This window comes from Salegentibacter sp. BLCTC (assembly GCF_015143665.1).
Taxonomy (GTDB): domain Bacteria; phylum Bacteroidota; class Bacteroidia; order Flavobacteriales; family Flavobacteriaceae; genus Salegentibacter; species Salegentibacter maritimus.
Genome location: NZ_WYEW01000004.1, coordinates 85,088 through 97,926 on the forward strand (window position 1 = coordinate 85,088; position 12,839 = coordinate 97,926).

Here is a 12,839-nt window from a genome sequence, read left to right on the forward strand (position 1 = left end):
AATAAAAAAATCATTTCTACATGATATAAAACTGTTGTTAGGAATGACTGCTCATTAGAATTAATACTTTTATTATGAAAAATAACCGAAGAGATTTTTTAAGAATTACCGGTCTTGGTGGACTTGGTTTAGTTACTGGAAGTGCGCTAAGTTGTAAAGGGCCAGAAACTTTATTGGCAAATACGCCTACGGGGCCGCAACAGTTTAATATGAGTGGTTATGCTGCTCCAAAATTAGAAACTGTACGAATAGGTTTTATTGGGTTGGGGATGAGAGGACCCGGTGCAGTGTATAGAATGAGTCAGATTGAAGGGGTTGAGATTAAAGCTTTATGTGATTTGCGCCCGGAACAGACTGAAAAAGTAAAGGCTGAATTGGCAGATACTGCACACGATCCAGATTTGTATTCGGGTAGTGATAACGCGTGGAAGGAAATGGTAGACCGGGACGATTTAGATTTAATCTATATCGCTACTCCCTGGGATTGGCATACACCTATGGCTGTTTATGCTATGGAAGCCGGTAAGCACGCTGCAGTTGAAGTACCTGCTGCAAAAACCATTGATGAATGTTGGGAGCTTGTAGAAACTTCAGAGCGAACAAAAAAGCATTGTATGATGCTGGAAAATTGCTGCTACGATTTCTTTGAGTTACTTACTTTAAATATGGCACGTCAGGGATATTTCGGTGAAATTATTCATGGAGAAGGAGCGTATATTCACGATTTGTTAGACCTTAATTTCCGTAAGGACGCCTATGAAGATATGTGGCGTTTAAGAGAAAACTACGAAAGAGATGGAAACTTGTACCCAACACACGGGCTTGGGCCTATTTGCCAAATAATGAATGTGAATAGAGGAGATCAAATGGATTATTTGACTTCACTTTCAAGCAACGATTATCATATGGCGGCAAAGGCCAAAGAATTGGCTCAGGATGATCCTTTCTATAACCAGTTTGTTGGTAAACAATACGCGGGTAATATGAATACTACCATGATTAAAACCAAAAACGGTAAAACTATCATGGTTCAGCACGATGTTACTTCACCACGTCCATATTCACGTATTCACCTGGTGAGTGGTACCGAAGCCTTTGCAAGAAAATGGCCTACCCCGGGGAGAGTAGCTAAAGGACATTCCTGGTTGAATGAAAATGAAATGACAGAGTTGGAAAAGAAATATACTCCCGAAATTGTTAAGAAAGTTGGAGATATGGCTAAAAAAGTAGGTGGCCATGGAGGTATGGATTTTATTATGGATTGGAGGTTGATAGATAGCCTTAGAAACGGTTTACCACTAGATCAGGATGTATATGATGCAGCTTTATGGAGTGCAATTACGCCACTCTCGGTAGACTCTGTGAATAATAGAGCGCAATCTATGGATATACCTGACTTTACAAGGGGAGCCTGGAAGAATAACGCTCCGGTAGATATTACATTAGACGGTGGAGGAACCACTAATGTTATTTTAAGAAGTTAGAAATCCTTTACTACAAAAAATAATTTTATAATTTTTTGTAGTAAATTTTCAAACGAAATATTTTTTTTAATAAATTCCTGTTTTTGTTGTAATCATTAACAGGAATTTTTTATTTTTTATCTAATTTTGAAGTAAATTTATTAAAATTCATAATTAGACTTGTAAAAAAGTAAATGACCTTTTTTGTAAGCTTAAAAAATGTTATGGCAATAGAGCATTTTCATTCTCAGTTAAAAATAATTGTATTGGGAAATTATCTTGTTTTTTATTTCTAAAGCAGTTTTGAATGTTTATACTCTTTTGCTAAAAGTATTAATATATTAAAAATAATTTATGAGAAAAGCCGCAGCCCGCCGATCAAAAATATTGGAAATCCTCGATGAATTTAATAAAGTTAACGTTACTGATTTAAGTGAAAAGTTTCAGGTTAGTGAGGTTACAATTCGAAATGACTTAGATAAACTCGAAAAAAATAAGCTGTTGGTGAGGGCTCACGGTGGTGCTTTTAAGACCAATAATCTAGCACTGGCTGTATCGGAGAAAAAAAGCATTAACCGCGATCTAAAACGTTTAATTGGGAAAATGGCGGTAGATCTTATACAGGAGAACGACTCTATTATCCTGGACTCGGGTACTACTACTTTTGAGATTGCAAGTAATTTGGGTAAGTTCAATGAAATAACTGTCATTTCCAATGCGCTGGATATTGTAAATAACCTTGCACAGTTTGATAATCTTAAAGTTTATATGCCAGGAGGCTATTTAAAAGAATTTTCTATGTCGCTGGTAGGTCCTATGGCCGAACGCAATTTAAAACAGCTCTTTTGCAATAAATTATTTCTTGGAGTTGATAGCATTAGAAGTAATGTTGGTTTCTTTACACACCATATGGAGGAGGCCTACCTAAACCAGATTATGATAGATATTGCCGAAGAAGTAATTGTGGTGGCAGATTCTACTAAATTTAAAAAAACCGGACTTGCTTTTATTCAGAATTTTGAAAAGGTAGATAAGCTTATTACAGACGATGGTATTGATGAAGCAGATCTTTTAATGCTTAAAAAGAATAACGTGGAAGTTTTAATTGCCAGAACGAGTGAATAGAAACTAAAAATTTATATATTTGATATGTAATACATAATACATATCAAATGAAGAACATGTTTGCGGCGACTTATGCGCCAATGAAAGAAGATTTTAGTCTTAATCCGGAAGTAGTTGCCAACTATTCCAAATTTTTGTTACGAAATAAAGTATTTGGGGTTTTTGTAAATGGTTCTACTGGAGATTTTGTTTCACTTACCGGAAATGAGCGTATTGAACTTCTTGAAGCCTGGTCTGAGCAACGAGAGAACGGACTTTACTTAATTAATCACGTAGGTAGCAATAGTTTAAAAGAGGCAGAAGATTTGGCGAAAGCTTCAGTAGGTAAAGCTGATGCGATAGCAGCTATTGCTCCTTTTTATTTTAAGCCTGCCAATTTACAGCAATTGCTGGATTATTGTAAGGTAATTGCTGTTAAAGCTAACGACCTACCTTTTTACTATTATCATTTACCAGTTTTAACCGGTGTGAACTTTTCTATGACTGCTTTCGCAGAAATGGCTAAAAAGCAAATCCCAAACTTTGCCGGGATAAAATTCACAGAAAATAACCTGATAGAATTCCAAAAAACAAATCTAAATCATCCCGACCTGGATATATTCTTTGGTGTAGATGAGGCTTTTTGCTCTTCCTTGAGTTCATTGTCAAAGGGTTGGGTTGGAAGTACTTACAATCATTTAAGCCCGCTTTTTCATGAAATTAAAGCTGAATCTGACAAAGGCAACTTCCAAAAGGTATTAAAATTACAAAATTTGGTAGTTACGTTTGTAGAAACCCTTAGTAGCTATGGTAGTTTTAATGGAAGTGGAAAAAGTTTTATGTCGGCGTTAGGGGTAAATTGTGGACCATCCCGTTTCCCTCATCCAACTTTATCGACAGAAGAATTGGAAAATGTCTCTAAAACCTTCGATACCATAGGGGTATCCGCTTATTTTTCGTCATAAGCAAAATTTTTTTATAAAATTATTATGTATAACATAATGCATTTGTTTACATTAGCAATGTTAAAAAACAACAAATTAAATCTTAATTTTATGAGAAAAAGATTAAACTTTCTTGAATATGCGCTCCAAAGCATATTCTTAGTGAAACATGGAAAGGCTCCGAATAGGGGGCTTCTTGCTGCACTTATGCTAGTTTGTTTTGGGTTTGCCTTAAATGCCCAGGATGTTGAAATTTCAGGGGTTGTTTCTGATGAAACCGGTATGCCCTTGCCTGGTGTTAACGTAATTGTAAAGAATACCAGCAGGGGAGTACAAACAGATTTTGACGGGAAGTATACCATTTCTGCCAGCGCCGGGGAAACTTTGGTTTTTAGCTACCTTGGCTTTAAAACTTCCGAAATCGATGTAGCGGCAAATACTTCAAATCTAGATGTAGTCTTGCAGGAAGATTTGTCTGGTTTAGATGAGGTAGTGGTTACAGGATACGGGAAACAATCCAGGGCGAAGTTAACCACTTCTATCGCCAAAATGGATACCCGTATTCTTGAAACTTCCACTCGCTCTAATGCGGCAACTGCTTTGCAAGGTACGATTCCCGGCCTACGAGTTACCAATAATACCGGACAGCCCGGTGCTACTCCAAATATTGTATTAAGAGGAGGGACAAGCTTTGACGGTTCGGGTTCTCCTTTGATTTTAATTGATGGTGTTCCCGGTAGTTTTTATGCTTTAAACTCCGATGATATCGAATCTATAGAGGTGTTAAAGGATGCAGCTGCAACCGCTATTTATGGGGCAAGAGCTGCAAATGGAGTGGTGTTGGTGACTACCAAAACTGGTGAAGGTGGTAAGTCTACCATAACTTATAAACAAAAGTATAGTATTAACTATAAAAGGGAAACACCAGATTACCTAGATGCTGCCAACTTTATAAAATATAACCGACAGGCTATTTTATATTATAATGAAGCTACCGGAAGAAATAATTTTGACGCCGGATTCTTAAATGGAGCTTTAGCTTTTGGAACAGGCGGTAATACAACCAACTCGCCATTTACCACCCAATATTTAACCAACGAAAATAGGTATTTATTGGATTATCCAGGTTGGGGTACAGTTACAGACCCGGTAGATCCAAGTAAAGAAATTTTGTTTCGCCAAAATGATGTTGGGGATTTAATTTATCAGCCCAGCACCTCTACCGACCATTATATTGGTTTTCAGGGCGGAAATGAAAAAGGATCTTATTTTGCCAGTTTAGGGTATTTAGATAACGATGGGTTAATATTAGGTTCAGGGTTTAAAAGATATTCTGGGAAATTTACCGGTTCGTATAATATTTCAGATAGTTTTAGAGTGAACTCAAATATTCTATATGCACACTCTAATCTGAATTTAAGTCCGCTGGGAAGCAATAACACGGTTTTTAGAAGATTTGCGGGCCAGGCACCAACATCCAGAACTTATAATAATAATCCTGATGGAAGTCTTTCTGACGATTTAAACCCAGGAACGAATCCAGGCTTTGGTAACCCGTTGTATTATCAGGATAAATTTATCAGAGATAATGTGGAACAAAGACTAACGGCATCGGTTGGGATAGACTGGGATTTAATGTCTAATCTTACATTTTCTCTTACAGGAAGCCATTTTACAGTAAATAATTTGGATGAATCATTTAATAAAGCTTATTTAAGTGGAAGTTCTTTGATTGAAACAAGAAATGCTTCAGCCAGAGCGCAGAAAACACTTAGAAATCAACTTACCGGAACTTTAAATTATACGAAATCTGTTGATAAGCATTATTTCGACTTGCTTTTGGGAGCTGAATATTACCGCGATGAATATTTTACATTTAGCGCAGGTACTAAAAACTCCCCAACAGATTTAATTCCTACGCTTAATGCCGGTGCTGAATCCAATGGAGTTCCTTCAAGCTTTAGAACCCTTCAGGTAATTGCGTCAGGTTTTGGGCGTTTTAATTATGATTACGACGATAGATATTTATTGGGACTAACTTTTAGATATGATGGTTCCTCCAGGTTAGGAAATAATAAATATGGTTTTTTTCCGGGTGTATCTTTAGGTTGGAACGCACATAATGAGGAATTCTTTAAAGATTCTGATATTAAAAACGTCTTCACTAAAATTAAACCCAGACTTAGTTATGGGGTAAATGGTAATCTTGAGGTTTTAGGTAATTTTAGTTCTTTTGGTTCTTATGGATCGCAGGGAGTTTACGATGGGCAAACCGGTTATGCCAATACTTCTTTGCCAACATTAGATTTGAGATGGGAGAGGTCTACTACCACAAACTTTGGTCTGGATGTTTCGTTATTTGATAATAGAATAAACTTAATTGCCGATTATTTTATTCGTGATGTAGAGGATAAGCTTTCTAACTTAACACTTCCTTATTGGACAGGATTCAGTGGAATAACTACCAATAATGGTATCTTAAGAAATAAAGGTTTTGAATTGCAATTAGGAGCAGATTTAGTTCGTGGAGAAGATTTTCAATGGTCTTTAAATGGTACCTTATCTAAAATCAAAAACTTTGTAGTAGAATTACCTGAAAATGATAACGAATTAAATCGCCAGGGCGGAACTCAAATTTACAACCCTAATACCGGAGAATTAGAATGGGTTGGAGGTTTACAGGAAGGCCAACGTGTTGGTAACGATTTGGTGGTAACTTACGTACAGGATTATATTTATGCCAACCAGGCAGAAGTAGATGCCGATGCCAATGTTCAGGATGATTTTCTACCAGATCCTTTTAAGCGGTATCCCGGGGATGTGGCTTGGGTAGATGTTAACGGTGACGATGTAATTAACAGTTACGATAGAAAGGTGATTGGACGAACTACTCCTGATTTTTACGGCGGACTTTCAACAAATATGAGTTATAAGAACTTTAGCTTGTATCTGAAAACAGATTTTGCTGCGGGCCATGTAATTTATAATCATATTCGCGGAAAAGGTTTGGCGCAAACCCAGGGTAACTTAAATCAGGATGCTTTAGTACTTGATTCCTGGACTCCTGAAAATACCGATACCGATGTACCAAGATTTGTTTTTGTTGATGCCCAGGATAACATTTTTAGAGGAAATGAAGGTACGGTAAATAGCCGGTTTTGGGAAAAAGGAGATTATTTGGCAATAAGGGAGTTAACCCTTAGCTACGATCTTCCTACAGAGAAGTTTACCGATAAAATAACAAAGTTGAGTTTATATCTAACCGGTACCAACCTTCATTATTTTAAAAGTTACAGTGGAGACACCCCCGAATTAGGTGGATATCAGGCGGGAGAATTCCCTCTACCGAGAACATTTACTTTAGGACTTAATTTAACCCTTTAAAAAGATATCAAGATGAAATTTATATATATAGTTTTAGCCTTATTTGTGCTAAGTTCTTGTGATAGTCAATTAGAGATTGATGCGCCAAGTGAACTTACCTATAATGGCTTTTGGGAAAGTGAAAATGGAGCTCGAGCAGCACATTCAGGGCTCTACGGTACTTTTAGAGGTGCTGCAAATACCTTTTGGGTATTGGGAGCCATTAGGAGTGATGTTTGGGGAGGTCAAACCTTTGAATCTCCCTTTTATCAGGACCTTATAGAGTCTAATATTACCGTTTCTACAGCTCCCTTTGGAGGTTGGGGTGGTTTTTATTCTAGAATTCATAAGTTGAATGACTTTATTCAAAATGTTCCTAATATAGAATTTAATAATCCAGAAGATAAAGAACATATGTTGGGCCAGGCTTATGGCTTAAGGGCATATTACTATTATACCTTATTAAAAACCTGGGGGCCTGTACCAATTAGTGAGGAAATATTGAATACAACATCGCCCGATGGATTGAGTAAAGGACGATCTTCAGAAGAAGAAGTGATGCAGTTTATAAAAGCCGATATACAACGATCTTTAGATGCTTTTGGCGATGATGCATCCTTCTGGAATGGCAACAAAAATTATTGGTCTAAAGCTGCTACCTTAACTTTAAAAGGAGATGCATATATCTGGTCTGGTAATTTGCTTGGTGGTGGTAACACTGATTTTACCGAAGCTAAAAATGCCCTGGAGCAGGTGGGGCAAATAGCTAATGTTGGTTTGGTTGAAAGTTATACCGACCTATGGGGAGCAGATAACGAAAACAATAGTGAGTTTATTTTTGCTATTCAATACGCCGAAGATGAGGCCGGGAATTTCTATAACGCCTTTACCGGAAGAAGTACCGAAATTTGGCCACAGTTTGATGAAGATGGAAATTCTATGGAAGGCTTTATTATAGCCGGTTCTAACCGTTATGGCCCCAGTGAAAAAACACTTTTATTGTCTGATGACAATCTGGATGCCAGAAAAGATCAAACTTTTATAAGACTGTACAGCGATTCTAATAACGGGGCAGGTTATCCTAACTATAATGCCAATAAATATTTTGGTTCAGTCTTAAATAAGTTTTTGGGACGTGTAGATGGAAGTGTTAGAATTTTTGATAGCGATATCCCTGTGTATAGGTATGCCGATGTGGTTTTACTAATGGCAGAAGCTAAAAATTATTTAGGTGAGGATCCATCTTCAGAAATAAATCTAATTAGGGAAAGAGCCTATGGAGATGATTACGATCCAGCAATTCACGCTTATTCAAATGGATCTAAAGCAGAGAATACCGAAGCTATTCTAAATGAACGTTATATTGAATTTATAGCTGAAGGAAAAAGATGGTGGGATTTGAGAAGAGCCGGTGATCAATACGTGATAGATAATGTTGAGTTTCTGGACGAGGGCGATGAATATAAGTTGAAATTGCCAATTACCTTAGATATGATAGGTAGAAATCCACTACTGGAACAGACTGAAGGCTATGAATAATGATTAACCCCATGTTTATTATTTGTTTGTTAGCAGTAAAAGGCCGCTTTGGCGGCCTTTTATAATTAAATTAGTAAATTATCTCGTAGCCGTGCCTATAAATGTTTTATTATATATTTTAAATTAATAACCAGAGGCGGGCTTCTGAGCATTAAACCGCTAGTATATATTAAATTAAATTGATTAAAAATGAAAAAATTAGTAGTACTATTAGTATTAAGTGGCTTTTTACAGAGTTGCAAGAGTAATAATAATGAAAAAGAAAAAGAAGTAGAGGAAGTAAAAGAGGCTAAAGAAAAGGAATTGGTCTTTACAGACTTATTTAATGCCACAAATAAAGAAGATATTGCTTGTTACCGTATTCCATCTTTAATAACCGCGCCTAATGGAGACCTTATAGCTGCCATAGACGAACGCGTGCCTTCCTGTGCCGATTTAAGAGGTAGTAAAGACATAAATATTGTTCAGCGCAGAAGTACCGATAATGGTAAAACATGGAGTGATATTGAAACCGTTGTGAATTTCCCCGAAGGAGAATCGGCATCAGATCCTTCTATGATTGTAGATGAAGAAACTGGCGAAATGTTCATGTTCTATAATTTTATGGATTTGGAAAATGAGCATAATGTTTATTATTTACACGTAGTTAGCAGTAAAGACAACGGTGAAACCTGGAGTGAACCCAGAGATATTACCAACCAGATTGCCAAAGAAGAATGGCATAAAGATTTTAAGTTTATTACATCGGGTAGGGGAACACAAACCAGTTCTGGAAGGTTGTTGCATACCCTGGTAAACCTTGATAACGGCTTGCATTTATTTGGTAGTGATGACCATGGTAAAACCTGGTTTTTAATAGATACACCTATAAAGCCTGCCGATGAATCTAAAGTAATAGAACTCGCAGACGGTAGGTATATGATTAATGCCCGGGTTAATACCGGAGAAGGTCACCGTTATGTGCATATCTCTGAAGATAAAGGTGAAACCTGGGAAACCCGTGCCGAAACTAAATTAACCGATCCGGGAAATAACGCCAGTATTATTAGGTACAGTCATGAAGGGGCTGATGCAAAAAACAGACTGCTTTTTTCAAACTCTAATAGTGCCGATTCCAGGGAGAACTTAAGTGTTCGCATTAGTTATGATGAAGGGGAAACCTGGAGCGAAGCAAAAACTATCTATGAGGGGGCTGCAGCTTACTCAGATTTAACCGTGCTGGAAAACGGGGAAATTGGTGTGTTTTTTGAAGCCGATAATTATACCAGAAATCTCTTTACAAGCTTTTCTTTAGATTGGTTAACCGATAAATAAGAACTTTATATATCGGTTTTACCCATTCGATGAATGAAACCGCTATAAGTTAGACCTCACAGGTTTCTGAAATCTGTGAGGTCTCTTATATTAGGGCTTATTAGAATGTATTAACGATAGAATAGTTTTTTTAGTAATAATACTGTTTGCGAATACTCAGTTAAATTTTATGTTTAATTAACTATCAATATTAAATATATGGAGGGCTGAACTTTTTGTCAATTCTATTGTTCTAAAAACCATTTTAATACTTAAATTTCCCATTTTTAAAATTAGATGAAATTGAATAGAATAAAGACTTTTTGTTATTTAATAGGCGTTTTCGCTTTAGTTGGGTGTAAATTAAACAACACGAAAGCCGTAAAAAATGATTCCTGGGAATATTTATTTAATGGTGAAAACCTTGATAATTGGATCGTTAAAATTCATAAACATGAGTTGGGAGACAATTATGCCAATACTTTTCAGGTAAAAGATGGTGCTATTCAGGTTAGTTATAAAGATTACGAAAAATTTGATGAGCGCTATGGTCATCTTTTTTATAAAGAACCCTTCTCTAATTATCATTTAAAATTTGAATATCGCTTTACCGAAGAATGGCTGGAAGATGCTCCCGGTTATACGTATAGAAATAGTGGGGTAATGTTTCATTCCCAGAATCCCAAAACAATTTTAAAAGATCAGGATTGGCCTATATCGGTGGAGTACCAAATGCTTGCCGATGCCGAAGATGGCAATCCGCGGCCAACCGGAAATATGTGTTCTCCCGGAACAGAAGTTTTCTATAAAGGCAAAATGGATCCCCGCCATTGTATAAATTCTTCTTCAAATACGTATCCCTGGAACGAATGGGTGCAGGCCGAATTGATTGTGCAAGATAGCCTTGTTACCCATAAAGTGAATGGCGAAATAGTCTTAACCTACACAAAAACACAAATAGGAGGTGGTACTACTAATGGTTATAATCCTGAAATAAAACAAGACGGTAAAATGTTAACCGAAGGCTATATTGGTTTGCAGGCTGAAGGCCAGGGCGTATTGTTCCGGGAAATTAAAATTAAACGTCTGAAATAGTGTTTTTATCACTTTCTCCCTTAAAAATAGAATCAAAGTGAGGCTCTAAATGGTGGCGCATGGCATTTCTAAAGGTTTCGGGGGTTCCAATCTTTATATTGTCCATTAACATTCTATGGGTTACAAAACGTCCCGATGAATATCTATGTTTAAAATCCTGAGGTGTGTTTTTAAGGTGAACATATTCAAAAACCGGCAATAACAATTGCTGAAAACCTTGTAAGGTTTTATTATCAGAAATTTGGTAAAGTTTTCCGTGGAAGGCTATTTCTTTATCCAGGCTAAAATAACTTTTGTCCAATTCTTGTTCTTCTTCCTCTTCTCTTACAACAATCTCTTCCAGTTCATCCAGGTCTTTTTGGGTTTTTCTTTCAAATAGAAAATCTGCCATTCCCATCTCCAAAATCAGTCGTAGTTCAAAAAGGTTTTTTAAAATACCTGTGCCAAGAAGGCTGGGGTCCAAGACACGGGAAAAATTATTTATAATATCGGGCTCTGTAAGTACCATACCCCGGTGTTTTTTAGATTCTACCAGTCCCAGGGTTCTTAACCTTAATAGGGCTTCTCTTATCACCGTTCGACTAACACCCAGAGATTCCGAAAATTCTAGCTCTTTCGGGATAGGATCTCCAGGTTTTAAGTTATTATTTTTAAAAAATTCTAATAGCCGTATTTCCACTTTATCAACAAGGGAAAGCGTATCAATTGGTTTTAAATTCTTCATAGTTTGCAAATATCCCGAAAAGACTAAGAAATAAAAATATTTTATAAAAAATAAGATAATAAAATAATAAAGATATAACTAATTTTTATATTCGTATTATGTTATACATATGTTATGAGATCAAATTTATATAAGACTGCACTTTTAGAAAATGTTATTCCTTTTTGGAGTAAAAATTCAATTGATAAAGATTTTGGAGGTTATTTTTCCTGTCTAACCAGGGAAGGTAAAGTTTATGATACAGATAAGTTTGTTTGGCTTCAGGGAAGACAAGCCTGGATGTATTCTTATTTGTACAACAATCTTGCTCAAAATGAGCAATGGCTCGAAATTGCCAAAAATGGTATCGATTTTTTATGTAAACACGGAATGGATGAAAATGGAAATTTCTATTTTTCCTTAACCCGTGAAGGTGAGCCGCTTATTTCGCCCTACAACATCTTTTCTGACTGCTTTGCCACCATGGCATTTGGGCAATATGCAAAAGCCACCGGGGATAAGCAAATTGAAGAATTGGCAAGAAAAACATACTATAATATTCTGGAACGCCGTAAGAATCCAAAGGGTAAATACGAAAAATCTACCGGAAACAGGGCCTTGCGAAATTTTTCCCTGCCTATGATTTTATCGAACCTTGTTTTAGAATTGGAATCTGTTTTGCCTGAAGAAGAGGTGAACAGGCGAATTAATGATAGCGTTACGGAAGTGATGGATATTTTTCTTCAGGAAGACGGACTTATCTACGAAAACTTAAATCCTAATGGTTCATTTTCAGATAGTTTTGAAGGTCGCCTTATAAATCCTGGGCACGGTATTGAGGCTATGTGGTTTATGATGGATATTGCGGAAAGAAAAAATGATAGGAAATTATTGGACAAAGCCATACAGGTAGTTTTAAATACCCTGGAGTTTGGTTGGGACAAAGAATATGGCGGAATCTTCTATTTTCTTGATGTGAAAGGATATCCTCCTCAACAGCTGGAATGGGATCAAAAACTATGGTGGGTGCACCTGGAAGCACTGGTGGCACTTGCAAAGGCTTATAGTTTAACCGGTGACCAAAAAATTTGGGATTGGTATAAAAAGGTTCATGACTACGCCTGGACTAGATTTTCGGATAAGGAAAATGGTGAATGGTTTGGTTATTTAAATCGGCAGGGGGAACCACACCTTACTTTAAAAGGTGGAAAATGGAAAGGTTGCTTCCATGTACCCAGGGCTATGTATCAATGCTGGAAAGCCTTCCAACAAATTGAAAGTAACGCTCCAACTTCAAAATAATTTAGGTAATTAGAAAACTTCATTCCTGAATCA

Annotated in this window: 9 protein-coding genes; 8 read left to right on the forward strand and 1 reads right to left on the reverse strand. The window is 36.6% G+C overall.

Annotation, left to right across the window (positions count from 1 at the left end; translation table 11 throughout):
- Nucleotides 1–74 precede the first annotated feature (74 nt).
- The 7 genes from GUB10_RS06770 (at nt 75) to GUB10_RS06800 (ending at nt 10,801) form a co-directional block, all read left to right on the forward strand.
- Entirely contained in the window at nt 75–1,484 is a 1,410-nt protein-coding gene (locus tag GUB10_RS06770; RefSeq protein WP_193710680.1) for a Gfo/Idh/MocA family protein, read from the forward strand.
- Between the two features lie 333 nt (nt 1,485–1,817).
- Nucleotides 1,818–2,588, forward strand: coding sequence for a transcriptional repressor AgaR (gene agaR, locus GUB10_RS06775; RefSeq protein ID WP_193710681.1), 771 nt, complete (start codon nt 1,818–1,820; stop codon nt 2,586–2,588).
- Nucleotides 2,589–2,635: 47 nt separating this feature from the next.
- Entirely contained in the window at nt 2,636–3,532 is an 897-nt protein-coding gene (locus GUB10_RS06780) for a dihydrodipicolinate synthase family protein (protein ID WP_193710682.1), read from the forward strand.
- 90 nt (nt 3,533–3,622) lie between these two features.
- Nucleotides 3,623–6,895, forward strand: coding sequence for a TonB-dependent receptor (locus tag GUB10_RS06785; RefSeq protein WP_227740337.1), 3,273 nt, complete (start codon nt 3,623–3,625; stop codon nt 6,893–6,895).
- Between the two features lie 12 nt (nt 6,896–6,907).
- Nucleotides 6,908–8,413, forward strand: a complete 1,506-nt coding sequence (locus GUB10_RS06790; RefSeq protein WP_193710683.1) for a RagB/SusD family nutrient uptake outer membrane protein — start codon at nt 6,908–6,910, stop codon at nt 8,411–8,413.
- A gap of 189 nt (nt 8,414–8,602) precedes the next feature.
- Nucleotides 8,603–9,727: an exo-alpha-sialidase gene (locus GUB10_RS06795; RefSeq protein WP_193710684.1), complete on the forward strand. Its 1,125-nt coding sequence runs from the start codon at nt 8,603–8,605 to the stop codon at nt 9,725–9,727.
- Between the two features lie 276 nt (nt 9,728–10,003).
- Nucleotides 10,004–10,801 (forward strand): DUF1080 domain-containing protein, encoded by a 798-nt coding sequence (locus GUB10_RS06800; protein ID WP_193710685.1) that lies wholly within the window; start codon nt 10,004–10,006, stop codon nt 10,799–10,801.
- Here the strand turns inward: GUB10_RS06800 and GUB10_RS06805 are convergent.
- A complete protein-coding gene (locus tag GUB10_RS06805; RefSeq protein ID WP_193710686.1) occupies nt 10,785–11,525 on the reverse strand; it encodes a FadR/GntR family transcriptional regulator in 741 nt (246 codons plus the stop codon). The two genes, GUB10_RS06800 and GUB10_RS06805, sit on opposite strands and share 17 nt — an antisense overlap.
- 114 nt (nt 11,526–11,639) lie before the next feature.
- On the opposite strand from GUB10_RS06805, the gene GUB10_RS06810 reads away from it, so the two are divergent.
- Nucleotides 11,640–12,806 carry an AGE family epimerase/isomerase gene (locus tag GUB10_RS06810; protein ID WP_193710687.1) on the forward strand — a complete coding sequence of 389 codons (1,167 nt, stop codon included), beginning with the start codon at nt 11,640–11,642 and terminating at the stop codon, nt 12,804–12,806.
- Nucleotides 12,807–12,839: the final 33 nt, after the last annotated feature.